This window comes from uncultured Bifidobacterium sp., from assembly GCF_949292005.1.
Classification (GTDB): domain Bacteria; phylum Actinomycetota; class Actinomycetes; order Actinomycetales; family Bifidobacteriaceae; genus Bifidobacterium.
In genome coordinates this window covers 1-25,071 of sequence record NZ_CASEXV010000015.1, presented here as the reverse complement: position 1 = coordinate 25,071, position 25,071 = coordinate 1, and the positions used below count along the sequence as shown (strand labels likewise).

Below are 25,071 nucleotides of genomic sequence, written 5' to 3'. Positions count from 1 at the left end.
ACACACTGTAAGGGATGCGACTTCCGGGAATCTCCCGTCATGCATCATGTCGTCAACCTACGACGCGCGGAAGAATCATGAAGGCATAAGGACCGATGGCGTGCTGGGGGAAGACCCCCGGCACGCTCACTCTCCCAATGATCCGGGAGCCCGATAGGCCGATCCGTCGCATTGTGAATTCATAAATGGGGTGAGCTCATCGATGCCATGCAGGGCCGCGGCGATCTGCTCACGCACACGGGCCGGCGATGTCCCGCCACGTCCGTTGCGGGCGGTCACGGACCCACTGGACGACAGAACCTCGCGGACCAGCGGAGCCTTGTCCGCGTCGAGATAACCCGAGAAGACCCCTCGATAATCCTCGTCGGTGAGATCCCACAGTTCGACACCACGGGATTCGGCGATCCGCACGCATTCGCCGGACAGCTCGTGGGCATGCCGGAACGGAACACCGTTTTTGACGAGCCATTCGGCGATGTCCGTGGCAAGGGCGAACCCCGTGGGAGCCTCGGCCTCAAGCCGTTGGCGATCGAAGGTCATTGTGGCGACCATTCCCGTGAAGGCGGGGAGAAGCACCTCAAGTGTGTCGACCTGGTCGAACACGGCCTCCTTATCCTCCTGAAGATCCCGGGAATAGGCGGTGGGCAAGCCCTTAAGTGTCGCCAACAGGCCGGTCAGGTCACCGATGAGGCGGCCTGATTTGCCACGGGCCAGCTCGGCGATGTCCGGATTCTTCTTCTGCGGCATAATCGACGATCCCGTGGAATAGGAGTCATCGAGACGGACAAAGGCGAACTCTTGGGTATTCCAGATGATGATCTCCTCGCTGAGCCGCGAGATGTCGACGCCGATCATGGCTGCCACGAAGGCGAACTCCGCCACGACATCCCTGCTTGATGTCCCGTCGATGGAGTTGTCGACAACGGTGGAAAAACCCAACTCACGGGACACGGCCACTGGATCGAGCCCCAGCGTGGTTCCCGCCAGAGCGCCCGATCCGTATGGGCTCGCGTCCACGCGACGGTCCCAGTCGCGCAGTCGTTGGACATCGCGAACCAGTGGCCATACATGGGCAAGCAGCTGATGCGCCAGAAGGACGGGCTGGGCATGCTGCATATGGGTGCGGCCGGGCATAACCGTCGTTCCCGCCTTCTGCGCCTGGCAGATCAACGCCTGAGCCAGATTCAGCACCTGCCGTGCGACCACACGTGAATGCCGACGAAGCCACATTCTGATCAGAGTGGCGATCTGATCGTTGCGGGATCTTCCCGCCCTGAGTTTTCCGCCCAGCTCATCGCCAGCAATGTCAAGAAGTCCGCGTTCGAGGGCAGTGGCCTCGTCCTCATCGTCCTCGATGGGTCCAAAGGAGCCATCGTCGACCCGACGTTGAAGCTCGTTGAGGGAATCCTCCATCCGCTCCAGCTCGTCGGGAGTCAGAAGCCCCGCCCTGCCCAGAGCCCGCGCGTGGGCCCGCGACCCGGCTATGTCATCGTCGGCCAAACGCCAGTCGAACTGCGTGGATTTAGACAGCCGCGCCAGCTCCGGCGACGGTCCGGACGCGAAACGTCCTCCCCATAGTGCCAGATGTCCATCCTCGTGCTGTGAGTGATCCTCCATGCGCGTGCGTCCTTCCCGCGTTCGTTGCCGTTTGAAAAACTCCGAAAACCTTCCGCTCACTCGACGGTGTTGTCCGGAACCTCCACACCATTGCCGAATCTGACGTCGCGGGCCGCCGCGACCTTGCTGGGCAGGCCATAAATCTCGATGAAGCCATTCGATGCGTGCTGGTCGAAACTGTCGCCAGAATCGTATGTGGCGAGGTTGTAATCGTACAGCGACGTGTCCGATCGACGACCCGTGACCACGGCACGCCCTCCATGGAGGACCATGCGCACGTCTCCCGAGACATACCGTTGCGTGTCTTCGATGAAGGCGCCCAGGGACCTCACCGCGGGCGAGAACCACTGCGCGTCGTAGACGAGCTCTCCCCAACGCTTGTCGATGTCGCGCTTGATGCGGTGCTGCTCGCGTTCGAGACAGCAGTTCTCCAGCTCCTCATGGGCCGCGATGAGTGCGACCGCTCCCGGTGCCTCATACAGCTCACGGGACTTGATGCCGACCAGACGATCCTCGATGAGGTCTATGCGACCTATCCCCTGCGCGCCGGCGCGGCGATTCATCTCCTCGATGGCCTGCAGAGGCGTCACATCACGCCCGTCGATGGCGACGGGAATTCCCTGGCGGAAGGAGATGACGACCTCATCCTCAGCCGGCGGGAAGGCCGGATCGTCAGTATAGCTGTAGCAGTCCTTGGTGGGGCCATTCCACGGATCCTCAAGGAATCCCGTCTCGATGGCCCTTCCCCAGACGTTCTGGTCGATGGAGAAGGGGCTTTTGACCGTCTGGACGATGGGAAGCTGGTGGTCCGTGGCGAATTTGATCTCCACATCACGGGTGAGGGACAGGTCGCGGATGGGGCTGATGGCCTTGAGCGTGGGGTCAATGGATTGAATCGACACCTCGAATCTCACCTGATCGTTGCCTTTGCCCGTGCATCCATGGGCGATGGTGTCGGCGCCGAACTGATGGGCGGCACGCACAAGATGCTTGGTGATCAGCGGACGGGAGATGGCGGACACAAGAGGATAGACCCCTTCGTACATGGCGTTCGCCTTGAGAGCCGGCATGCAGTACTCGTTGGCGAACTCGTCACGGGCGTCGACGACGTAGGCCTCGACGGCGCCGCAGGCGAGAGCGCGCTGCTTGATGGTCTCCAGGCTCTCCCCGCCCTGGCCGACGTCCAAGGACACGGCCACGACGTCCTTGCCGGTGCGCTCCTTGAGGAACGCGATGGCTACGGAGGTGTCAAGACCCCCGGAATAGGCAAGGACGATACGGCTCTTTTCGCTCATGACAAACCTTTCTCACACACGTGATTCCACATCATACAGACTTATGCATATTTATGCATTCAGGACCTTCGGCGTGTCACCATCATCGCTGGAAGCGCTTCTGGAAGCCACATCAAGCAGCCATTTGACTCGTCTCTCCGCCTCATCGTCGTCGGAGCACACCATCATGACGGTGTCGTCACCGGCGATCGTCCCCAGTATCCCCACAATCGGATGCCCATCAATGACGCTGGCCACATACTGGGCCGCGCCCGATGGCGTGTGGATGACGACGAGGTTGCGCGCGGATGCGACGGAAGTGACAAGCCCCGATATGACGCGGGACATCTGCTGCTCGACTCGGCGCATCCTCTCCTCCGCACCACTCGCGACGACATTGCGCGCGACCGCGTAGGCGATCGTCCCATCGGGAAGCCGCGTTTTCGATGCGTTGATCTCATCGAGGTCACGACTCAGCGTCGCCTGCGTGACCTCGATGCCAAGGTCGGCGAGGACATCCGACAACTGGGACTGTGATGTGATGACGCGGGACAGAAGCACCTGTTCGATCGCGCTGAGCCTGGCTGCGCGGGTGGTTGGACGATGAATCGATGCCATGATCCTCAATCTCCTATGACAGAAGCGAGTCGTCGCCGCGCTGCTTGCCGATCAGCCATGTGAGCAGAGCCTTCTGCGCGTGAAGCCTGTTCTCCGCCTCGTCCCAAACAACCGACTGCGGACCGTCAATCACCGAGGCCGTGACCTCCTTACCACGATACGCGGGAAGACAGTGCTGGAAAAGCGCGTCATCCTTCGCACGCGACATCAGGTGGTCGTTGACCTGATAATCCCAGAAGGGCTTCGACCTAATCGCGTACTCCCCCTCCTCGCCCATCGACACCCAGGTGTCCGTGAACACGCAGTCGACGCCAGAGACTGCCTCTTCGGGATCCGTCGTGACAAGAATCGACGCTCCAGTGGTTTCCGCGATCCTCCGCGCGTCCTCGACGATGGACTCATCCGGAAGGTATCCGTGAGGTCCCGCCACGCGCACGTCCATGCCCGCGGTGGCTCCGGCTAGCAAATACGAGTTGGCCATGTTGTTGGACGAGTCGCCCACGTAGGCGATCGCCATGCCATCCAACACGTCGACACCGCCACGGAACTGCGCGATAGTGAGGAAGTCGGCCAGCACCTGGCAGGGGTGGAACTCGTCCGTCAAGGCGTTGACCACCGGCACCGTGGAGTTCGCGGCCATCTCCTCCACACGGCTCTGTCCGAAGGTCCGCCAGACAATTCCCGACGCCATACGGGTGAGAACCTTGGCTGTGTCCGACACGGGCTCGCCGCGGCCAAGCTGCGATCCCGACTTGTCGATGACCAGCGGATAGCCACCCAGCTCCGCCACTCCGATCGAGAAGCTGGAGCGCGTGCGTGTGCTCGGCTTGTCGAAGATCACGGCCACGGCCTGCGGTCCCTCGAAGGGACGATGATGGAAGCGGTTCTTCCGGAACCTCATCCCCAATTCAAGAATCTGACGCTGCTCGTCATGGCTCACATCGTCGTCACGCAGCATGTGGCGAAGCTCACCGCTCATAACATCTCCCTTACGGTTTCAGGGCCTTGCGGCCTTATTTTTCACATCCCTATGACTGGCGATTCGTCCGCGGAGGAACCACACCGCGTCAACACAGACACAAGAGCCACGACCGATCCGACGGTCGACATGGTCAGTCATCCACCAAGTCACCGGGAACGCGCGCCAGAATCGACACCGCCTCATCGACGTCGCTCTCACTGACAATCAGCGGGGGCGCCATCCTCAACGCGTCCGGGGCCACGGCGTTGACGATCAGACCATGGTCCAGAGCCCATTCCATCGCGGCGTGCGCGCAGGGATGGGACAGCTGGATGGCATCGAGAAGCCCCCGGCCTCTGACCCCCGCAAACAACGCGTTCCCACATTGCGTTATTCCGTCACGCAACTGTCGCCCGCGCGTTTCGCAGTTCTCCAGAAGACCGTCGTCCTCGATGACATGAAGCGTCGTCAACGCCGCCGCGGCCCCCAGCGGATTCCCCGCGAAGGTCGAACCATGCGACCCCGGGGTGAACAGATCCGACAGGGCCTGTCCAAAGGCAATCATCCCGCCCATCGGGAATCCTCCGGCCACCCCCTTCGCAAAGGTCACGACGTCCGGAACGATGCCGCCCGACAGATCCTCCCGCTGGAACGCAAACCATCGTCCCGTCCGTCCGATGCCCGTCTGGACCTCGTCGACGATCATGAGCGCATGGCGCTCATCGCACAGGCGCCGCACGGCCTTCACATAGTCAAGATCCAAAGGACGGACCCCCGCCTCACCTTGGATGAGTTCGAGGATGACCGCGGCCACGGGACCACAACCATCCTGTCCCGTCGCGTCGAAGGACCTCCGCATGGCATCGATGTCACCCGATCCGACGAATTCGACCCCCGGCATCAACGGTTCGAAGGGCTCACGGATCGCCGGCTTCCATGTGGCGCTGAGCGATCCCAGCGTGCGTCCGTGGAAACCGTGCGTCAGCGCGATGATCCGGGGAACCGACCTCGCGGTGATCTCCCTGCCGTCCATCAGCGTCCGCCCGTACAACCTGGCGAGCTTGAGCGCCGCCTCGTTGCCTTCGGTGCCTGAATTCCCGAAATAGACATGGGAGCCCTGGGGCGCCCCGGCGATGGAGACCAGCTTTTCGGCGAGACGAATCTGCGGTTCAGTGGCGAAGTAGTTGCTCGTGTGAGCCACTTTGGCCGCCTGATCGGCGACGGCGGCGGTCCATCTCGGATGGGCGTATCCCAACGAGTTGACAGCTATGCCTCCCAGGAAATCCAGATAGCCGTTCCCGTCTACGTCCCAGATTCGCGTTCCGCTGCCGTGGTCCATGACCCTCAGAGGTGTTCCGAACACGTTCATATGCACCGCCCGGTAGTCCCCGATCCAGTGCGAGTCCTCGGGCCCCAATGTGGTGCCGCCCAGCTCCATCGAGCTCTCAATATTCATACTCGCTCCTCATCTCGATTCCGCCATCGGGAAGGACCATCGTGCCGATCCCGTTCTTTGTGAATATCTCATTGAGAATGGAATGCGGCTTACGCCCGTCGATTATGTGGGCCTGCGGAACCCCACCATCAAGCGCACGCACGCACGCCTCCATCTTGGGCCTCATCCCCGATTGAAGATCCGGAAGCATGTCCCTGAGATCATCGACGCCGATGTGCCCCACCAGCGAGTCACGGTCGGGCCAGTTGGAATACAGTCCGTCGACGTCGGTGAGGATGACCAGCTTGCGGGCGCCGAGAGCCGAGGCCAGCGCCGCTGCCGCTGAATCCGCGTTGACGTTGAGCACCTCCGTGGCATCATCCTCGTTGGGTGCCACCGACGAGACGACGGGGATCCTCCCCGCGGCAATGAGATCCTCCACCGCCGACGCGTCGACTCCCACCACGTCGCCCACCAGCCCGATGTCCGTCGCATGGCCATCGATGATCGGCTTGCGCTGCATCGCCGAGAACAGGCCGCCATCCTCGCCCGACAATCCGACGGCGAACGGACCATAGGAGTTGATCAGCCCCACCAGCTCCCTGGACACCTTGCCGGTGAGCACCATGCGTACAACGTCCATGGCCTCGGGTGATGTGACCCTCAGCCCGCCCTTGAACTCGGATTTGATGCCCAGCGCCCTGAGCATGCGGGATATCTGGGGGCCTCCTCCGTGGACGACGACGGGATGCATGCCCACCTGGCGCAGGAACACCATGTCCTCCGCGAAGCACTTCTTGAGATGCTCGTCGACCATTGCGTTGCCACCGTATTTGATGACGATGCGCTGTCCAGCAAACTCCTGCAGCCATGGCAGCACCTCAACGAGGACCTCGGCCTTCTGATCGGCCCTCAGATCGTTGTGGACATCGAAATGGAATCCCGGCCCCCGCAATGGGTCACTCATGACACTTCCCTTCCACCGGCCCCGTGGAGCCGGGCCTTGTCAGCTCTCGTAGTCGGCGTTGATGTGCACATAGTCGAGGGTCAGGTCGTCGGTCCACACCTCGGCCTCGCCCACGCCCACATGAAGATCGATGTCGATATGCACCTCCCAAGGAGTCATGTCGACCTCGGACCGGTCCCTTCCCGGCTTACCGCCGTCGCACACGCGCACCCCGTTGATGTCGACCGTCACGTCGGACGCGGTGAACCTCGCCACCGAGACGGGCACGGTGCCCAGAGAGCTGACGACACGACCCCAGTTGGGATCATTGCCATAGATGGCGCATTTCAGAAGGTTCGATGCCGCCACCGCCCTGGCGCAGGCCAATGCGGCCTGCTCATCATCGGCACCGGTGACGCGGATCCTCACATCGTGGCTCGCCCCCTCGCCATCGCCGACTATCTGGCGGGCCAAAGATGCGCACGCCTCGGCGACGCGTCCACGGAACTCCATGGGATCGGGCGTGACGCCGGACGCACCCGACGCAAGGAGCAGAACGGAATCGTTGGTGGACATACATCCATCAACGTCGATCCTATTGAAGGAACGGTCAACCCCAGATTCCAGCGCGGATCGCAGATCCTCCGGGGAGACCACCGCGTCGGTGGTGATCACGCACAGCATCGTGGCCAGCTGGGGGGCTATCATGCCGGATCCCTTGACCATGCCTCCCAGACGATATCCCTCGCCGCCCACCCGCACGGTTTTCGCCGTGGTGTCGGTCGTCATGATCGCATGCGCCGCGTCCTCCCCCGAATCCTCATCATCTCCCAGATGGCCATACGCGTCGTCGACGCCGCGCAGAATCTTCTCCAGGGGAAGAAGCTCGCCGATCAGGCCTGTGGAGCACACCGCCACACGCTTCTCGTCGACTCCCAGATGCGCCGCGAGCCGCGCCGCGGTGGCCTGCGACTGCGACAGACCCTCATCCCCCGTACACGCGTTCGCACCACCGGAATTAAGGACCACGGCGGTCGCGTGACCGTCAGCGACCACTCCCCGCGACCACTGGACGGGGGCCGCGCAGAAACGGTTCGACGTGAACACTCCCGCTATGGCGTCGCACGGTCCCTGGTTCACCACAAGCGCGACGTCACGCTTGCCGGGAATGGATGAAACGCCGGCTGCAACACCGGCAGCCGAAAAACCTTGCGCATATGTCACGCTCATGGTGCCACTCCTATCGTCGTCAGACCTTGATCCTCGGGAAGTCCGAGGGCGATGTTGAGGGATTGCATGGCCTGGCCGGCGGTGCCCCGGTTGAGATTGTCGATCGCCGCCATGGCGATCAGACGGCCAGCCCTCCTATCGACGGCCACCTGCAGATGGGCGGCGTTGGATCCCAGCACGTTGGCGGTGGCGGGCATGTCCGGAGGATCGAGAAGAACCATGAATGACTGTCCCTCGTAGGCTCTGGCCCACGATGCCCTGATCTCATCGTCGTCGAGGGAGGACGCCTTCTCACTCAGGGGCGCGGAAACCACAGCGAGGATCCCACGGGACATCGGTGCCAGAACCGGTGTGAACGCCAAGGGGAACCGCGCGGCCTCATTCGCCGACAGTCCGGCCGCATGGGCCAGATTCTGCTGGATCTCGGGAATATGCCTGTGCGTTCCGCCCACTCCGTAGGGCACCGCCGAACCCAACGCCTCGGCGGCGAGAAGACCGGTGCGTTTAAGCGCCTTGCCCGCCCCAGAATATCCGACGACCAGATCGGCGACGATTCCGGTGGAATCGATGAGTCCGTCATGGACGGCTGGCTGGATGGCAAGCGTGGTGGCGGTGACATTGCATCCGGGACCGGCGATCGCCCTCGCTCCGCGAAGTTCCTCGCGTTCCCTCCTGATCGCGCCATCCGGACCTGTTCCGGTGATGAGCTCGGGCATGCCATAGACCCAGGCGGGATAGTATGTTCCTCCATAGAACTCGTCCCACGCGGACTTCGTCTGCAACCTGTGGTCGGCACCCAGATCGACCATCACGGGCCCATCCCCGATCGCGGCGGCCAGCGCTCCCGACGCGCCGTGCGGCAATGCCATGATGACGACGTCGTGTCCGCGCAGGACATCGGGTGTGGTGTCCTCCACACGCAGATTCGCATACTGGGGAATGTGCGGCATGAACGATCCAAGACGTTCCCCCACGGATGAGTGCCCGGTGACGCACGTGACCTCGAAACCCGGATGCCCGGCGAGGATCCTCAACGCCTCGCCGCCGGCATACCCGGTCGCACCGGCGACCGCAACGGACAATACCGACATGTCTGCGCTCCCCACATCAATCGAGTCGAATGAATTCCTGACACATAATATACATAGATTTGCATATATACATACCAGCGTGTCGGGCGATCTCCCTTGGACCACGCGCACAGCGCCGACGGCCGTCGTTCCAGCCCCGCGCCGCACCCGCGTCAGGCGGACACCATGTCCGATCCCGATCCCGTCGACCCGCTTCCGGTCACAAGGGACCACAGTTGATCAGTGGTGAAGCCCTGCTGGACCAGCCAAATCCCCAGCATGAGGCTCAGCACATTGATGATGACTGCGGCGAGTCCCCATCCGAATCCACGCATGTGGAAACGGCGTGTCCGCCACATGCACATCAGTCCCATGATCGCGGGAAGGATAGGGACACCCAACAACGCGAGAATCAGCGAGATGGGCCCATACACATCCAACCGTCCCTCGAAAGGATTCGGGGACGGTTCCTGCTGAGGACGCTGCGGAGCCTCGACAGCTGGGACCGGACCCGCATCACGCCGGCCGCCGACGGAGCCCCCTGCGGATTCCCCGTCGGGCGCGCCATAGATGTACGGATCATAGGAGTCCGGATAGGACGAGGCCGACGCACCGTATTTGGGAACACGCACCTGTCCGTACCTCGGTTCCCGGGTCTCCGACGCGTCGGATGCCGGTCGGGAGGACTCATGGGCGCGCGGCGAATCCGGCACGCCGCTCTGATCATGCGTCACCATGCTCATCGTTCCTCCCCGTCGTCAGACATCATGCCCTCAGGCTCGCTCCCAAAGACCGCGCGGCATCGACAATGGCCCCTCTGATACGTTCGCTGTCCTGCGCCGTCAACGTCCTGTCCATCGCGCGGAAGGTGACGGAGAACGCCAATGACTTCACACCCTCACCAAGCTGTCCACCGGTGAACACATCGAACACATGGATGTCCTCAAGCTCATCGCCCGCCGCGTCACGGATGGTGTGCGCCAATTGAGCGGCGGAGACGGATGTCGGCACAGTGAATGCCAGATCCTGCTTCACAGGCGGATAGGCGGAAATCGGACGGGCCTGAACCGGCTTGCCGTCGAGCATCCCGAACATCGCCGTCAGGTCGATCTCGAACGCCGCGGAGTGCGAGGGGAATCCCAAGGAATCGTTGACGTGCGGATGAAGTTCGCCCACGAGTCCAATCCGAATCCCATCAAGAGTCATATATGCGAACCGCCCCGGATGCCACTGCACGGGAACGTCGGCATGGTCGGGCTGCTCCAACTCGCAATCGGCCCCCAACCTGTCGCATACGCGCCGCACGGTCTCGACCGCGTCGGTCCAGTCCACGGCACGCCGCTCGCCCAACCACCCAGAGTCAATGGCCATGCCGGTGAGGATGCCCGACACATGCATCGGCTGGTCTGGAAGCCCCGCGTCCAATGCCGCAAGTTGGTCGTCACTGGGACGAACACCTCCCGGAAGCGCGGGAATGGCGGGTGCCATCGGGTCCCACAGATAGACGTGGCCGATTTCATACAATGCGACATCGTCCATTCCGCGACGCCTGTTTCGCTGGACGGTCTGCGCCAGCGTGGGAAGGATCATGCGGCGTAGGTACGGACGATCGGCAGCAAGTGGGTTGGCGATCTCCACGCTGATGGGCGCAAGGTCATCGACGTTCCATCCGAAAGCCGAGAAATCCTCAGCCCCTACGAATGGGTAGCTCAACGCCTCGGTCATCGAGAACTCGGCGAGCTCATCGGCCACCTCGCGTCGGCGCCGCTGCTCATCGGTGAGTCCCACGGCCCCTTGGACAGGAGCCGGCGGAACGGTGACCGGTATCTCGTCGTACCCGACAAGTCTGGCGACCTCCTCGACAAGGTCGCACGCCTCGTTGAGATCGGGCCTCCAACTGGGGGCCGTGACGGAGAACTCCCCGTTTCCGCCACCCGCGACAGAGCATCCGATGTCCGTGAGAATGTCGTTGATGCGGTTGATGTCTGTGGTCAATCCAGTCAGACGGGCCACCTCGGACGCCCTGAAATGAATGGGGCGACGCCGGACCGTGTTGTTCACGTCGGTGGGGCTTTCCGAGGGCCGTCCGCCACCATAACGGGACAGCAATTCCGCGGCCATCTGCGCCGCCGCCGGTTGAAGCTGCGGATCCACACCCCGCTCGAAGCGGCGGGATGCCTCGGACGGCGTCTTGTGGCGCCTGGCGGAACGTGCTATGGACACCTGGTCGAAGCACGCCGACTCAAGAAGAACGTTGGTCGTCTCCCCGGTCACCTCGCCGTACAACCCCCCCATCACTCCGGCAAGGCCAAGTATCCTCGACCCCTGTTTGCCGTCCGGGGAGTCGGTGATGAGCAGATCCTCGGGGTCAAGATCATGGTCCTTGCCATCCAAAGTCGTCAGACGCTCGCCGTCATGGGCACGACGAACGACGATCGGCACCGCGATCTTGTCAAGATCGTAGGCGTGCATGGGCTGCCCCAGATCGAGCATGACGTAATTGGTCACATCCACGGCCAGAGAGATGGGGCGAACTCCGGCCCGCACAAGACGGCGACGCATCCATTGAGGCGTGGAGGCGTGCGGGTCCAACCCCTTGATTGCACGCGCGTAGTATCGGCAGCATCCGGCAACGTCATGAATGGGATTGCCGTCCTCGATGGACACCTCGATGTCGCCGGCATGCGACCCGCACAGCCGCGGTGCCTGCGAATCAAGCCTGTCGACGGGGTCTACATACACGGCCCCCGTGGAATGGTGGTACTCGCGGCACACGCCACGATACGAGAATGCGTAACCACGGTCGGGCGTGATGTTGATCTCAAGAATCGGCTGGTCCAGATGCAGGATGGGCATCAGGTCGTCCCCCGGGGACAGCGCGGCCACCTCGTCGTCGGTGAGGCCATAATCGCCCAGAAGAATGATTCCGTCATGGCTGTCACCCAGTCCAAGCTCACGCTCCGATGCGCACATCCCATCCGACACGTGTCCATAGGTCTTGCGCGGCTCAATGTGGAAATCTCCCGGAAGAACGGCTCCCGGAAGCGTCACGACGACCTTCTCGCCGGCGGCCATGTTGGGTGCCCCGCAAACGATTCCGCGCGGGACCTTATGACCCGATTCATCCACCGCGTTGTACCGGTCCCCAACATCCACGTGGCACCAGTTGATGGTCTTCCCGTTCTTCTGCGGCTCAGGCGTCGCATCCACGACGTATCCCACCACGATCGGTCCGGTGACCTGAGAGGGGTGGATCTCCTCCTCCTCCAGACCAACCCGCACCAGATCCTGCGCGAGACGCTCATAGGTGAGGTCCGCGGGAACCTCGACATGCTCCTTGAGCCAGTCAATATCCACCATAGGCATGGCCCGATCACTCCCCCATCACAAATTGATTGCTGAAACGCACGTCGCCCTCGACAAGATCGTGCATGTCGTTGATGTCGTGGCGCAGAAGCAGTGTCCGCTCCATACCCACACCGAAGGCGAATCCGGTGTATCTATCGGGATCAAGGCCGGCCGACTTGAGAACGTTCGGATTGACCATTCCGCATCCGCCCCATTCGATCCATCCGGGGCCACCCTTCTTGTCCGGAAACCACAGGTCAAGCTCGGCGCTCGGCTCGGTGAAGGGGAAGTAACTGGGACGAAGACGGCTTTTCGCCTCGGATCCGAACATGGCCACGGCAAGCTTGTCAAGCACTCCCTTGAGATCGGCCATGGTCAGATGCTCATCGACCGCGAGAGCCTCGCACTGGTGGAACACCGGGGTGTGGGTGGCGTCCAGCTCATCGGTGCGGAACACGCGTCCAGGACACGCAATGTACAGCGGCACGCCGCGCGTCAGCAGCGCGCGAACCTGATCCGACGACGTCTGCGTGCGAAGAACCATGTTGGAACCGACGAATCCCGCGGCGTCCTTGGCCTGGTTTCCTTTGACATAGAAGGTGTCCTGCATCTGACGCGCGGGATGGTCGGGACCGAAGTTGAGCGCGTCAAAATCGTACCATTCGCTTTCCACCTCAGGGCCCTGGGATATCTGCCATCCCATGGACACGAAAAGGTCCTCGACGTCCTCCATAAGTTTGGGAAGGGGATGCCGCGCGCCCAATGGCCTTCTGCGAACGGGAAGCGTCATGTCCACCGTTTCGGCGGCAAGCGCTCGGGTTTCCTCGTCCTTCTTGACCTCGCTCTGGCGTGAGGCCAAAGCGCGGCCGAACTCGGCCTTGAGTTTTCCGACGAGTTTCCCGGCATCCTTGCGCTGATCGGCGGGGAGGGATCCCAACGCCCGTCCAGCCAAGGTGAGCGCTGACTGCGCCCCCGCGTAACGAGTTCTGATGGAGGCGAGCTCCTCTGAGCTGGAGGCCCCGGCTATCTCATCGATGCCCGCGTTGACCGCATCGGTCACCGCCTGCGCATCGAACACCGCATCCTGTGACACTGGTTCCCTTTCCGCGTCGACCGGCCGTGGGGGACGTTCTCCCCTATGAACCGACAGGCCATTCACCGACGTTCGATTGTCCCAACATGACTCGACATACCCCGCCCCGACATGGCCATCGTGAACAGCATGACCGCCGCGCTCGTGGCGAGGTTCATGGATTCCGCCCTCCCATACATGGGAATACTCACCACCGTGTCCACGCGGTCGAGAATGTCGTCGGGAAGACCACGCGCCTCATTGCCGAAAATAACGCTTCCCCCCGATGCCACCGCACCCTCGTCGACTACATCGGGCAACATCCGCGCAGGCCGCCCGTCGGTGCCGTGCACATCCGCGGCGACCATTGGAACCGGCCGTGTGCGGCTCCATTCGAGGAATTTCTCGGTCCCCATCCGCAAGACGGGAATATGGAACAGGGATCCCGCGCTCGAGCGCACGACCTTGGGCGAATAGGGGTCCACGCAATCATCGACAAAAACCACCACAGAACATCCCGCGGCATCTGCCACACGAATCACCGCCCCCGCGTTCCCTGGATCGCGTATCTGCCAGAAGGCGGACACCAAGGACCGTCCGGGGATGTCTGCCCCGACCTGCGGGTTCATGGAAGCATCCGTGGGAATGTCGCAGACCGAGAAGATCCCCTGAGCCTCGGAAGCGACCCGTCCCATAAGACCGGAGTCCACGGGATGCACATGGATCCCAAGCTCCACCGCCCGATCGACCAAGATTGACACCCGTGAGGACCCGCCAACCGGGCCGCCGTCCGTATCAGGATCATCCATAAGATCGTCCGCGACGAAGACGTCACGCATCGCATCGGAATCCCACGACAGGGCCTCGCGCACGGACTGAGGGCCCTCAACCAGAAAGCGCCCGAACCGACGGCGGAAGCGTGAATCGGCGAGATCCAGCGCCTTGCGGAGCCGGCCGGAGCGGGGGTTGTCTATCACTGAGGGGTCAATGGGCATGACGTCCACTTTATCCCGTTTACCGGCTTCATCCGGCTATCCTCCCACCTCTGCCTGTTTTCTCGCTGTTTTCTCGCCTCCGCCTATCCGTGACGCAAGGCTTCGACATCATGCGTTCCCAGCTTCGTCCAAGTTTTTTCACAGCTTCGGTTCATGAGTAATGCAGGCGCCTGCAATGGCGCAGATGTCTTATGGAACCATACCGCCCAGCGGCGGCACTGATCAGCAGAACAACCTATCACCACAAGGACACCCATGTTCATAGTGAAGAACGCCCTGCGGAGCGTCTCGCGCTCGAAAGGGCGCAACATATTGATCGTCATCATCGTCGCGATCATCGCGGCCGCGGCGACCATCGGACTCTCCATACGTCAGGCGGCGCAGACGGCCCGCGAGACAGGCCTCAGCGACACGACGATCACCGCCCAAATCGACCTGAACAGAAGCAAGCTCATCTCCCAGCAGCGGTCCTCGGCGTCGGCCTCATCGTCCTCGTCGAGCTCATCGACCCCAGATTTCAAAAGCCTGCGCAAATCGTTGAGCAACAAGCAGCTGAGTCTGGCTACATACAAGAAATACGCCAAGGCCTCCTCGGCCGTGGCCAATACGTATTACACGCTGACGGCCTCGGTCTCCAAGACGACCTCCTTCCAACCCGTGGAGACTACCTCGTCATCCTCGTCGTCGAGTTCGAACTTGCAATCCAACCAGCAGGCCCCCGGAGGCCAGAGCGGCGGCCAAGGGATGATGGAGGAGCAGACGGAGTCGGGTGATTTCGAGCTCGTCGGATTCTCCTCCGACACGGCCGTGGCCAACGCGAGCAACGGCAGCTTCACCATGAGCTCAGGCAAGGTGTTCGGGTATGACTCCGACTCCGACGGAGACGTGATCGTCTCCAAATCGCTCGCCGAGTTCAATGACATCAGAGTCGGGGACACCATCAAGGTCACCGACTCGAGCGACTCATCCACCACGCACAAGCTGACCGTCGTCGGAATCTACAAGAACTCCAGCGACTCCTCGTCGACGTCTGGTCCCAACTCCTCGACGAGCTCGGATCCCGCCAACGCCATCTACACTTCGGTGTCGACGCTGAAGAAGCTTGGTCTCGACACCACATCCGGTGATGACGCCACGGCCCAGCTGAGCTTCACCTACGTCTTCTCCAGCAAAGACGACTACGAGACCTTCGTCAAGGACGTGAAGAAGGCCGGACTGTCCAGCAGCTACACCGTGAGTTCCACCGACGTGGACGAGTACGAGTCCAGCCTTGTTCCACTCAACAACCTCTCGTCCTTCGCCTTGACTCTTCTTCTCGTCGTGCTGGCGGTGGGCGCCGTGGTCCTCGTCGCGCTCAACCTCTTCACCGTTCGTGAACGCAAATACGAGGTGGGAGTACTGACCGCCATCGGTGTGAAGAAGGCGAAGGTCGCCATACAGTTCGTGCTTGAGCTTCTGATCGTGACGATGATCGGACTCGCGATCGGCGCGGTGGCGGGAGCGGTCACATCGGTTCCGGTGTCAAACAAGCTTCTCGCCAGCCAGGTGTCCTCGCAGCAGAGCGAGCAGACCAGCCAGACGCAGCAGTTCGGCCGCGAAATGCAGGGAGGCGCAGGAGGCCAGCAGAACGGCTCGTCAAACTCGTCGTCCACGCAGAGCTCGTCGAGCTCGTCGAGCTCCTCGTCCACCACGACCAGCGGCGGCTCCACATCACAGCCGCAATCGTCCAACTCCAACAGTCCCGGCGGTGCCTTCAAAACAAACACGACGAAATATCTGTCCTCAATCAACGCCAGCGTGAATCTCACGGTCGTCGGCCAGCTCATGCTCATAGGACTGGGGCTGACGATAGTGTCCTCGCTTGTCGCGGTGGTGTTCGTCATGAGATACGAGCCACTGCAGATTCTGGCCGAAAGATCATGACGCGCCACCATCCAGTTCGCGACCATCCGATCCACATAGAGAACCATCCACGAGACATCCATACACGAGGACAGCACAGATGACACAGACAGCACAGGCGCCAACAGCGCAGAAGACCAACGAAACCCCCTTGACCCCCGAATCATCCCCCTCCCAGGCGGACGCGGCGGTTAAGGACACCGACATCGTTCTCGAGATGAGGGATGTGAGCTACTCGTACACGAAAGGTGGCAAGCAGGTCCTCAAGAACATCAGCCACAGCTTCTCCGCGGGAAAGGTCCACGCCATCACCGGTCCGTCCGGCGCCGGCAAGACCACCCTTCTGTCGCTGATATCAGGATTGACGACCCCGACGCATGGAGCGGTCCTGTACCGCGGCAAGGACCTCGCGTCACAGGATCGCTACCGTTACCGCAGCCACGACATCGGAGTGATATTCCAGAGCTTCAATCTTCTGCCGTCGTTGACGGTTTCGGAGAACATCATCCTGTCGATGGACGCGTCGGGGAAGAAGTTCGACCGTCCGAAGAAGGAAGTCGCCCAGGAACTCCTCGATCAGGTGCACCTTCCTCCCGAGTACGCGAACGAGAGAATCCTTCACCTGTCGGGAGGCGAGCAGCAGCGCGTCGCCATCGCGCGCGCCATCGGATACGAGCCCGACGTGATCATCGCCGACGAGCCCACCGGAAACCTCGACATGACGACGCAGAACGACATCATGGGAATATTCCGCTCGCTCGCGCATGATGAGAACCGCTGCGTCATCATCGTGACCCACAGCCCGCAGGTCGCCGAGGCGTCGGACGACGTGTTCGCCCTCGCGCCGCTTCAGCGGGTCGCTCAAAGGACGGCGAAGCGCAGGGTGAGAAGAACCGCCACGAAGAACTGACGCTCGCAACAGGACCGGCGGCTCCTTTACCTTTCCCATGGATATCCCCAACGGCAGGGATCACCCCCCAAGGAAGGCGAAGGAGCCGCATCGCCATGCGGCCAGCAAAGACACAAGGGGAATCATCGCGCAGACCACAAGAAACAGATGGTCACGAGATGTGACCACACTGACCCGCGCATGGGTACGGGGTGTCGAGCCTCCGAATCCCCTGGCCTCCATGGCCACGGCCAACGTGGTCGAACGACGGATGGACAGAACGAGCAGCGCGAACGCCTGGGGCAGGAACGCCCTCACCGCGTTGTCGTCGCCCAATCCCCGTGATCTCCGGGACGCGGTCAACGCCGACCAGTCGTCGCGCAACACCGAGAACAGCCTCATCCCGGCAAGTCCCCCGTAGACGAAACGATCGGGAAGATGAAGGATCTGGCTGAAGGAGTCGGCCAGATCCGTGGCATCCACACCCAGAACCATCACGATTGCGGGAATTCCGACGGCCAGGATGCGCACCGCAGTGGCCACCGCCAGTGCCGCCGATCTGTCGCTGATCGTGATCAGCGCCCAGCTCCACCAGACGTCGCCACCGCTTTTCCCATAGAGAAGAACCGCGAGCGCGGATCCCGGGGCGCCGATGATCAGCGGCCAGCACGACCTCGCCACATGCCAGGGCGCGTACCCGACGGCCCACAGCAGCACGATCTCGAAGCCCAGGGCCACAGATGCGGACACAACATCGAGGCTCAGCAGAAGCGGCAGAGACACGACGAAGGCGCCGATCAAGCGAATGGAGGGATTCAGCGAGGCCAGATACCGCGATCTGCTGGACCGACGCTCCTCCTCGACCCTGCGGTTTACCGGCGTGACCTCGATGCGCGTTTCGCGCCCCTCGTGCCCACCATCTCGTGGTCCGCGCATAGATGCTGCCCTGTCCATCCTGTCTGAGGCGCCCTGCGGAACATCAACAGCATGCGAGACGTCACCAGGCCGCGGACCATCACCAAGGGGATCCACGGCATCCGCTGAGGCATATCCGGATTCCAGGTCGGAACAATCGCCACGCCCCCACTCACGAGACGCGCCATGCGGCACCATCTCCACAACGCGAGCATCCAACGCCTGCACAAGATCGCGATCATGCGTGACGACGATGATGCTCACGCCATCGGATCGAAGTCCGCGGATAAGCTCGACCATCTGGGTCCACGTGCGCCTGTCCTGTCCAAAGGTCGGCTCATCAAGTATCAGGACCTTGGGAACTGCGGCCAAAGCCGCGGCCACGGTCAAACGGCGCTTCTCCCCTCCGGACAGCGTGTAGGGGTTGGCCCTCGCGTACCGGCGGAGATTGAAACGGTCCAGCAGTCCCTCCGCCCAGGACCGTGCCCGGGCCTCATCCATCCCGGTGCGCAACGGTCCCAGCATGACCTCATCGAGCACGGTGCCCTTTGCGAACTGGTGCTCGGGATTCTGGAACACATAGGAAATCCTTGCGGCAAGTTCCCTGGAACTCCACGACAGCGGGTGCGTATCACGAAGGCCATCTGCCAGACCACCGCACGCCGTCACCTCTCCATCAAGAGGGGGAAGCAGACCCGCCAATGTGAGCGAAAGCGTGGACTTCCCCGCCCCGTTCGCTCCAACCAACGCCGTTATCTGTCCGGCCCGGAACGACAGATCGATCGGCCGGGCCAAAGGGCTCCCCGATCTGCCTATGACCAGCTCTTCGGCGCATAGAATCGGATCCCCCGTTCCAACACGCGCGCTGTATGGTGGCTCTCCTGGAACATGGACCACCCCGATCCGATCCGCATCTCTGCGATAGCGTTCGGGAACCCAGATCCCCAACCCGGCGAAATCGATGGCATCGTCGGAGAACACCTCATCGGGTGTTCCGTCCGCGACGACGCCGGTGTTCCGGGAATCGCGGTCATCGCCGACGCCCAGAACGACGACCCTGTCGATCACATCGATCCACGGCTGGGCCCTGTGCTCGACGAGCAGCATCGTCGCCTTTGTCGAGTCGAGGACCCCCGCAACGGCGGCGACCACCTGATCAACGCCATCGGGATCAAGATTGGCCGTCGGCTCATCAAGAAGAAGCGCTCCCGGCCTCATCGACAGGACTCCCGCCAAAGCCAGCCGTTGGGTCTGTCCCCCACTGAGATGGGCGGTCGACCGGTGAAGCTGGATGCCCCCAAGCCCCACCTGTTCCAGGCTCTCATCCACCCGGCTCCAGATCCGATCTCTCGGCACGCCAAGATTCTCCGGCCCGAACGCCACATTGTCCCCCAGCCGTTGAAACACTGTCTGAGAATCGGGATCCTGAAGCACAAGTCCGACACGTCCGCGCGCCTGGACCGCCGGGACGCCGTCGACAAGGATGCTCCCCTCACTCATCCCACCGTCCGCGTCCTCCACGCCATGGATGGTTCCGTCGGAGGACGGCTCGTTCTTCCCCTCACCGCCGAGTATTCCCGTCGCCGCCTGCAGGATCGTCGATTTACCTATCCCGGATGCCCCGAGAAGGAGTACTCGCTGGCCCGCGTGTATGTCGAGATTCAAGCCTCTGACTGCAAACCGTCGACGGGAGGCATGGCGGAATCCCCAGTTCACGAATCTCAGGGATGCGGGAACGGTGGCGTCGCGTTCACGAGTCGCCGGTGCTCCAACCGCCGGGGGTCGATTCGCGTCATCCGTTTTCCGTGTCGTCATCACATCGTCCTTTGATCCGCCGTTTGTGGTCCGCCATACCGACATATGGTGACGGTCTCAGTCCCGGGCTCCGCGGATCTCACGGCCGGATGCGAACGCGTCGAGTGCTCCGGTCTTACCAATGGCCACATAGAGATACCACATCAACACTCCGGCCACGACGGCCCCCGAGAGCGTTGTCGTGATGAGGTAGACGATCCCATAGCTGCCCGTGGCGCTGATGGCCTGAAGATGTGTGAAGAAGGAGTACGCCCAGCAGCCGATTCCGGACAACGTCCCGGACAGCGTGACAACGGGCAGCGACCAGCGGCGATATGAGAACGCGAGGAACACCACCTCGGCAAGGACGCCCTGAAGAAGTCCGATGAGAACCGTCTCCACACCTCCCCAGACGTTTCCCATCAGAGCCTCGAGAACGGCGGCGACGAGCTCTGCATACACAGCCGCTCCGGGCTTGCGGACTATGACCGCCGCAAGCGGCCCCGCGAAAAGCCACAATCCGTTGAAAACGCCGGCCAGGCCCGGCACGATCGCCTCCAAGGCGCTCCACGGCGCATACGTGACGATGGCGACCCCCCAATATATGAGTGCGCTGGCCACGCCAATCACCGATGCGACCGCGATGTCCACCACGCGCCATTTCAGTCGCGGACCGGACGCCACGGCGGGTGCGGAATCGCTGGAAGGAGCATTTCGTGAGGTTGTCTGTTTCTGCGACGCTGTCTGTTTCTGCGACATTGTCTGTGCCTTTCATCCATGATGCTCGTTGGAGCATCCCGTCAGGCACGGGATTCACGACGTCCGTGCGCCGGCATTACCCGGATTCACGTTCATTCGGTCGAGGCCGGATGGCCTCATCTCAGCCGCGCAACCCAGCGCAGCCCCCGTGTCGATTGACGAGTGTAGAGGAAGGTAAGGTCAGAGGACGCGGATCACGCGCGAAGACGGCTGGCGCGGCTCTCCGGAGGGAGGTGCACCTACCGTCGAGCCGATGCCAACGACTCCAGCAACAGTGCCTCCGCAAGGATGTTCGAACGAAGCCCGGGAAGCGAGATCGACTCGTTGGGACTGTGCGCGTTCGATTGTGGATCCTCCGGACCCGTCACCAGAACCTGCGCGTGGGGAAACATGCGTTGGAGCTCGGGTATGAACGGAATCGACCCGCCCTCGCCTTTGTTGATCGGCTCCGTTCCATAGGACTCCCTCATGGCGGCCATCATATCGGCCGTGACATGCGAATCCGGATCCATGGCCCATCCGCGTCCGTTCTCCAGTGGTGTCACCTCGACGCGGGATCCCCAGGGAGCATGGGACACGAGGAAGCTCGACAGCGCCTTCTGCGCATCCTCGGGATCCTGGCATGGAGCGGTCCTCATGGAGATGCGGAACCTCGCCTCGGGAGCGATGACGTTGAAGGACCCCTCGACGGGATGCGCGTCGAATCCAATGACCGTCGCACTGGGCTTCGTCCACATGCGTGACGCGAGGCTGCCCGTTCCCGCCAGACGGTAGCCTTCGACGACTCCCGCATCGGAACGGACCGTGGCCTCGTCAAGGTCGCGTTGCAATCCGCCGACCGGTTCCTGGGAGGCCACTCCCGGGATCGCGATGTCGCCATTGGCGTCGTACATGGAGGAGATGAGCATGGAGGACAGCGTCACCGCGTCAAGGATGGGTCCTCCGAATTGTCCCGAATGCACGGGATGGTCCAGACAGGTGACGCGCACGTCGACGCTGGTGTTCCCCCGCAGGCTTGTGGTGAGGCTGGGTACATCCGCCGACCAGTTCCCCGAATCCGCGACAACGATGACATCGGCTTCGAACTCGCTCTCATGGGCCTCGATGAACGGTATGAAGCTGGGGGATCCCATCTCCTCCTCGCCTTCGATGAAGACCCGGACGTTCACTGCGAGATCTTCGCCCAGCGCCCGCAAAGCGCCATAATGTATGGCGATTCCGCCGCCATCGTCCGCTGATCCGCGTCCGTAAAGCCTATCGCCACGCACCGTCCCCACAAAAGGCTTGGTGTCCCACACGCCCGCATCGGGAACCGGCTGGACGTCATGATGCGCATACAACAGAACCGTCGGGGCCTGCGGGTCGACGATACGGGAACCCACGACCTCCCACGCCCCGACCGCGGCCCCTGTGGATTGAACGACGTGGGCGTCCACTCCGACCTCACGAAGACGCTCCGTGACGAACTCGGCAGACCTGCGCATATGGTCGCCGTCGATGCCCTGCGCCGACACCGCGGCCAATGCGATTTTGTCGCGCAGCATCGCGACCACATCGTCGAATCCCTGATTGACGCGTGCCCTGACGTCGTCTCCGTACCGTTCGGACATACCGCCCCTTTTCCCGTCTCCGTGTTCTCCGTCTTGCTGAAACCAGCGTGCTGAGTCTAGGCGTCACCGTAGCCTGCAAACATGACATGGAAGCTTGGAGGCAGGAAGGTCGACGCGGCCCCGGATGCCGTTGACGACAATGCTGAAGGCCACAATGATGAGGCCGATATGACCGGCAAGGGACGCCCCACGCCGAAGCGCCGCGAGGCGGAGCGGAGAAAGCTCCATCCCATGGTGCCCACAAACCGCAAGGCCAGCGCCAAGGAGGCGAAGAAACGCATCCGACAGCAGGAGGACGCGCAATACGATGCCATGCGATCAGGCGATCTGGCGCACATGCCGGTATCGGAGAGGCTTCCCTGGCGCGTGTACATCCGCGACTACGTGGACGCGCGCATCAATGTGGCGGAGTTCTTCATGCCTGTGGCCTTCGCCGTCATCATCGTCTCGATGCTTCTGGCATCCACGTTTCCCAAAGCCACCAGCATCCTTCTTCTGCTTCTTTACGTCTACCTGTTCGCCGCGATCATCGACATCTTCCTGATGTGGCGAAAGCTCAAGAGACTCCTGATCGCCAAATTCGGCGAGCGCTCCGTGGGCAAGGGTTCCCGATCCGCGACGTACGCATGGTCGAGATGCCTGCAGATACGCCGGTGGAGGCTGCCCAAGCCGAAGTATGGCAAACGAGGACATTGGCCGGACTGACCCGGACTGAATCCGGATCCGGCCATCCCACCGACAGTGGATGTGCCATCATGTGGAGCATATTGAACGCTAAGGAGGGGTCATGGCAGTGACATATGACGTAGCCGTCATTGGTGCCGGACCAGGAGGATATTCCACGGCCCTCAGGGCGGCCGAGTTGGGTCTGTCCGTCGCATTGGTGGAGAGGGACCCCGTGGTGGGAGGCACATGTCTCAACAGGGGATGCATTCCCTCAAAGGCGCTGATCACCGCCACCCATGCCATCGGCACCGTGCGCCACGCGCAGGAGTTGGGCATCAACGCCTCGGTCGACGGCATCGATTTCGGCAAGCTGCGATCCTACCGGCTGGGAATCGTGGACACGATGACCAAGGGATTGGCCGGGCTCCTTGCACACCGCCATGTCCATGTCTTTCATGGCGAGGCCGAGGCGCGTGGCGAGGGGCTGGTCAGGGTCACCCCCGCAGAAGGAGAGGAATTCGTCGAACGGTTCGACAACGCGCAGACCCCCGAGAACGCCGGCCCGTGCGTCGACATCGTCGCCACACACATCGTTCTGGCCACGGGATCATCGCCACGGCCGCTTCCGGGAATCCCCTTCTCCGGAGCCCTCATCGACTCCACGCAGGCGCTTTCGCTTGATCGATTCCCCTCCAGCGTGGTGATCATCGGATCCGGTCCCATCGCCATCGAATTCGCTTCGATGTGGAACGAGGCCGGAAGCTCCGTCACTCTTCTCATCCGCCACGACCGGGTCCTGTCGTCATGGGACCGGCGCACCTCATCCACCATCACACGCGAACTGCGTCGTCAGGGCATCACCGTCATAGCCCACTCTCACGTCACGGCCGTCGACACCGGGGTCAACCTCGGAGCCACCGTCCGCTACACGCTTGACGAAGGACATGGCGATGATCACGTGACGGACGGAACCAACGAAGGCAACGCCTATGGCGAATACGTCCTCGCTGCGATCGGCAGAACCCCCAACACGGATATGCCCTGGCTTGATGCCCTGGGGATCCAGAGGGATTCCGACGGATACGTCCTCACGGATGAGATGGGCCGCACCAATGTGGCTGGAATCCTCGCGGTCGGAGACATCACGCATGGCCCCGCCCTTGCCCATCGTGCCTTCGCCCAGGGAATCACCGCCGCCGAATGCGCCGCGGGCATACCCGCCACTGCAGTCGACGACGACGCCATCCCGCTTGTGGTGTTCTCATCCCCGGAGGCGGCGAGCGTGGGAATGACGAAAGTCCAAGCCGAACAGCGCCAGGGCGTATCGGATGTCGAGGAAAGCGTCTATCCCATGATGGCGAACGCCCGCATGCTGATGTCGGGGTCTGCGGGATCCCTCTCCATTGTGAGTGGGATCCGTGCCGGCGAATCCGGCCAACGCGTCGTTCTGGGAGTGCACATGGTCTCACCTCTCGCCGGTGACCTCATCGCCGAGGCGCAGCAGCTTGTCGGACAGCACGCTGCGCTGCACAGCGCGTCGTCGTTGATTCATCCCCACCCCACAATGAGCGAGACTCTCGGGGAGGCTCTTCTCAAGGCCGACGGCCGTCCGTTGCACACCCGTTGAGAATCTGAGAATCTGAGAATCCCGACTGGTAAAGTATCGCAGTGTTCGTGGAAGCCCATAACGGCATGACTTCCACAGAGATGAGGAGATTCATGGCAGCCACTCAGGACCGACCCGGCAAAAAGCCCGGGATGGTGAAGCAGATAACACAGATATACCGGTACACGCTCGCGGGGGACGCCACCATGCCCTGGCTGGTATGGTCGGCTTTCGCAGCCCCCGTGGTTCTGGCGGTGATATTGGGCCTCATATTCCACTGGTCCATCATCACGTGGATTCTCGTCGTGGTGACCGCGCTCATGCTGGGGCTTCTTCTTTTCACCATCGTGCTCACGAACCGTGC

General features: G+C 62.2%; 20 protein-coding genes and 1 riboswitch. Of the genes, 5 read left to right on the top strand and 15 right to left on the bottom strand.

The features are described from left to right. Window positions 1-126: 126 nt before the first annotated feature. The 12 genes from argH to Q1X90_RS00645 all read right to left on the bottom strand — a co-directional run bounded on the left by argH (window position 127) and on the right by Q1X90_RS00645 (window position 14,566). Window positions 127-1,617: an argininosuccinate lyase gene (argH, locus tag Q1X90_RS00700; RefSeq protein ID WP_300765740.1), complete on the bottom strand. Its 1,491-nt coding sequence runs from the start codon at window positions 1,615-1,617 to the stop codon at window positions 127-129. Window positions 1,618-1,673: 56 nt separating this feature from the next. Further along, window positions 1,674-2,912 (bottom strand): argininosuccinate synthase, encoded by a 1,239-nt coding sequence (locus Q1X90_RS00695; protein ID WP_300765739.1) that lies wholly within the window; start codon window positions 2,910-2,912, stop codon window positions 1,674-1,676. Between the two features lie 51 nt (window positions 2,913-2,963). Beyond that, the gene (locus tag Q1X90_RS00690; protein ID WP_300765738.1) at window positions 2,964-3,509 is read right to left on the bottom strand and encodes an arginine repressor; all 546 of its coding nucleotides are present in this window, start codon (window positions 3,507-3,509) and stop codon (window positions 2,964-2,966) included. Window positions 3,510-3,522: 13 nt separating this feature from the next. Further along, window positions 3,523-4,488 (bottom strand): ornithine carbamoyltransferase, encoded by a 966-nt coding sequence (argF, locus tag Q1X90_RS00685; protein ID WP_300765737.1) that lies wholly within the window; start codon window positions 4,486-4,488, stop codon window positions 3,523-3,525. Between the two features lie 133 nt (window positions 4,489-4,621). Continuing rightward, window positions 4,622-5,926, bottom strand: coding sequence for an acetylornithine transaminase (locus Q1X90_RS00680; RefSeq protein ID WP_300765736.1), 1,305 nt, complete (start codon window positions 5,924-5,926; stop codon window positions 4,622-4,624). Next, window positions 5,916-6,872 carry an acetylglutamate kinase gene (gene argB, locus Q1X90_RS00675; protein ID WP_300765735.1) on the bottom strand — a complete coding sequence of 319 codons (957 nt, stop codon included), beginning with the start codon at window positions 6,870-6,872 and terminating at the stop codon, window positions 5,916-5,918. Before argB ends, Q1X90_RS00680 begins: the two co-directional genes overlap by 11 nt. 39 nt (window positions 6,873-6,911) lie before the next feature. Next, the gene (gene argJ, locus Q1X90_RS00670) at window positions 6,912-8,081 is read right to left on the bottom strand and encodes a bifunctional glutamate N-acetyltransferase/amino-acid acetyltransferase ArgJ (RefSeq protein WP_300765734.1); all 1,170 of its coding nucleotides are present in this window, start codon (window positions 8,079-8,081) and stop codon (window positions 6,912-6,914) included. Continuing rightward, window positions 8,078-9,172, bottom strand: a complete 1,095-nt coding sequence (gene argC, locus Q1X90_RS00665; RefSeq protein ID WP_300765733.1) for an N-acetyl-gamma-glutamyl-phosphate reductase — start codon at window positions 9,170-9,172, stop codon at window positions 8,078-8,080. Before argC ends, argJ begins: the two co-directional genes overlap by 4 nt. A 152-nt stretch (window positions 9,173-9,324) precedes the next feature. Then, on the bottom strand, window positions 9,325-9,894 hold the full coding sequence (locus tag Q1X90_RS00660; RefSeq protein ID WP_300765732.1) for a hypothetical protein: 570 nt from the start codon (window positions 9,892-9,894) through the stop codon (window positions 9,325-9,327). Window positions 9,895-9,916: 22 nt separating this feature from the next. Next, a complete protein-coding gene (pheT, locus tag Q1X90_RS00655; protein ID WP_300765731.1) occupies window positions 9,917-12,517 on the bottom strand; it encodes a phenylalanine--tRNA ligase subunit beta in 2,601 nt (866 codons plus the stop codon). 7 nt (window positions 12,518-12,524) lie between these two features. Then, window positions 12,525-13,592: a phenylalanine--tRNA ligase subunit alpha gene (gene pheS / locus Q1X90_RS00650; protein ID WP_300765730.1), complete on the bottom strand. Its 1,068-nt coding sequence runs from the start codon at window positions 13,590-13,592 to the stop codon at window positions 12,525-12,527. 62 nt (window positions 13,593-13,654) lie between these two features. Continuing rightward, window positions 13,655-14,566 carry an RNA methyltransferase gene (locus Q1X90_RS00645; protein WP_300765729.1) on the bottom strand — a complete coding sequence of 304 codons (912 nt, stop codon included), beginning with the start codon at window positions 14,564-14,566 and terminating at the stop codon, window positions 13,655-13,657. A gap of 255 nt (window positions 14,567-14,821) precedes the next feature. Between Q1X90_RS00645 and Q1X90_RS00640 the strand changes: the two genes are divergently transcribed. Both Q1X90_RS00640 and Q1X90_RS00635 read left to right on the top strand, forming a co-directional pair. Then, complete coding sequence (locus Q1X90_RS00640) at window positions 14,822-16,489, top strand: ABC transporter permease (protein WP_300765728.1); 1,668 nt, start codon at window positions 14,822-14,824, stop codon at window positions 16,487-16,489. 196 nt (window positions 16,490-16,685) lie between these two features. Further along, the gene (locus Q1X90_RS00635) at window positions 16,686-17,378 is read left to right on the top strand and encodes an ABC transporter ATP-binding protein (RefSeq protein ID WP_366944443.1); all 693 of its coding nucleotides are present in this window, start codon (window positions 16,686-16,688) and stop codon (window positions 17,376-17,378) included. A gap of 60 nt (window positions 17,379-17,438) precedes the next feature. Here the strand turns inward: Q1X90_RS00635 and Q1X90_RS00630 are convergent, their stop codons facing one another. The 3 genes from Q1X90_RS00630 to Q1X90_RS00620 form a co-directional block, all read right to left on the bottom strand. Continuing rightward, on the bottom strand, window positions 17,439-20,087 hold the full coding sequence (locus Q1X90_RS00630; RefSeq protein WP_300765726.1) for an ATP-binding cassette domain-containing protein: 2,649 nt from the start codon (window positions 20,085-20,087) through the stop codon (window positions 17,439-17,441). 57 nt (window positions 20,088-20,144) lie between these two features. Next, the gene (locus Q1X90_RS00625; RefSeq protein ID WP_300765725.1) at window positions 20,145-20,825 is read right to left on the bottom strand and encodes an ECF transporter S component; all 681 of its coding nucleotides are present in this window, start codon (window positions 20,823-20,825) and stop codon (window positions 20,145-20,147) included. A 44-nt stretch (window positions 20,826-20,869) separates the two neighbouring features. Beyond that, window positions 20,870-20,985: riboswitch (TPP riboswitch) on the bottom strand. 79 nt (window positions 20,986-21,064) lie between these two features. Further along, complete coding sequence (locus tag Q1X90_RS00620) at window positions 21,065-22,435, bottom strand: dipeptidase (protein WP_300765724.1); 1,371 nt, start codon at window positions 22,433-22,435, stop codon at window positions 21,065-21,067. 168 nt (window positions 22,436-22,603) lie between these two features. Between Q1X90_RS00620 and Q1X90_RS00615 the strand changes: the two genes are divergently transcribed. From Q1X90_RS00615 to Q1X90_RS00605, 3 genes are all read left to right on the top strand, one after another. Then, on the top strand, window positions 22,604-23,140 hold the full coding sequence (locus tag Q1X90_RS00615; RefSeq protein WP_300765748.1) for a DUF3043 domain-containing protein: 537 nt from the start codon (window positions 22,604-22,606) through the stop codon (window positions 23,138-23,140). An 82-nt stretch (window positions 23,141-23,222) separates the two neighbouring features. Next, window positions 23,223-24,728: an FAD-dependent oxidoreductase gene (locus Q1X90_RS00610; RefSeq protein ID WP_300765723.1), complete on the top strand. Its 1,506-nt coding sequence runs from the start codon at window positions 23,223-23,225 to the stop codon at window positions 24,726-24,728. A 92-nt stretch (window positions 24,729-24,820) separates the two neighbouring features. Then, a partial coding sequence (locus tag Q1X90_RS00605) for a DUF4191 family protein (RefSeq protein WP_300765722.1) occupies window positions 24,821-25,071 on the top strand: 251 nt, incomplete at its 3' end.

Bases quoted from the DNA above. Each gene is read 5' to 3' on its own strand.
- argH (WP_300765740.1), bottom strand. From the start codon at position 1,617: ATGGAGGATCACTCACAGCACGAGGATGGACATCTGGCACTATGGGGA.
- Q1X90_RS00695 (WP_300765739.1), bottom strand. From the start codon at position 2,912: ATGAGCGAAAAGAGCCGTATCGTCCTTGCCTATTCCGGGGGTCTTGAC.
- Q1X90_RS00690 (WP_300765738.1), bottom strand. From the start codon at position 3,509: ATGGCATCGATTCATCGTCCAACCACCCGCGCAGCCAGGCTCAGCGCG.
- argF (WP_300765737.1), bottom strand. From the start codon at position 4,488: ATGAGCGGTGAGCTTCGCCACATGCTGCGTGACGACGATGTGAGCCAT.
- Q1X90_RS00680 (WP_300765736.1), bottom strand. From the start codon at position 5,926: ATGAATATTGAGAGCTCGATGGAGCTGGGCGGCACCACATTGGGGCCC.
- argB (WP_300765735.1), bottom strand. From the start codon at position 6,872: ATGAGTGACCCATTGCGGGGGCCGGGATTCCATTTCGATGTCCACAAC.
- argJ (WP_300765734.1), bottom strand. From the start codon at position 8,081: ATGAGCGTGACATATGCGCAAGGTTTTTCGGCTGCCGGTGTTGCAGCC.
- argC (WP_300765733.1), bottom strand. From the start codon at position 9,172: ATGTCGGTATTGTCCGTTGCGGTCGCCGGTGCGACCGGGTATGCCGGC.
- Q1X90_RS00660 (WP_300765732.1), bottom strand. From the start codon at position 9,894: ATGAGCATGGTGACGCATGATCAGAGCGGCGTGCCGGATTCGCCGCGC.
- pheT (WP_300765731.1), bottom strand. From the start codon at position 12,517: ATGCCTATGGTGGATATTGACTGGCTCAAGGAGCATGTCGAGGTTCCC.
- Q1X90_RS00645 (WP_300765729.1), bottom strand. From the start codon at position 14,566: ATGCCCATTGACCCCTCAGTGATAGACAACCCCCGCTCCGGCCGGCTC.
- Q1X90_RS00640 (WP_300765728.1), top strand. From the start codon at position 14,822: ATGTTCATAGTGAAGAACGCCCTGCGGAGCGTCTCGCGCTCGAAAGGG.
- Q1X90_RS00635 (WP_366944443.1), top strand. From the start codon at position 16,686: ATGAGGGATGTGAGCTACTCGTACACGAAAGGTGGCAAGCAGGTCCTC.
- Q1X90_RS00630 (WP_300765726.1), bottom strand. From the start codon at position 20,087: ATGACGACACGGAAAACGGATGACGCGAATCGACCCCCGGCGGTTGGA.
- Q1X90_RS00625 (WP_300765725.1), bottom strand. From the start codon at position 20,825: ATGTCGCAGAAACAGACAGCGTCGCAGAAACAGACAACCTCACGAAAT.
- Q1X90_RS00620 (WP_300765724.1), bottom strand. From the start codon at position 22,435: ATGTCCGAACGGTACGGAGACGACGTCAGGGCACGCGTCAATCAGGGA.
- Q1X90_RS00615 (WP_300765748.1), top strand. From the start codon at position 22,604: ATGACCGGCAAGGGACGCCCCACGCCGAAGCGCCGCGAGGCGGAGCGG.
- Q1X90_RS00610 (WP_300765723.1), top strand. From the start codon at position 23,223: ATGGCAGTGACATATGACGTAGCCGTCATTGGTGCCGGACCAGGAGGA.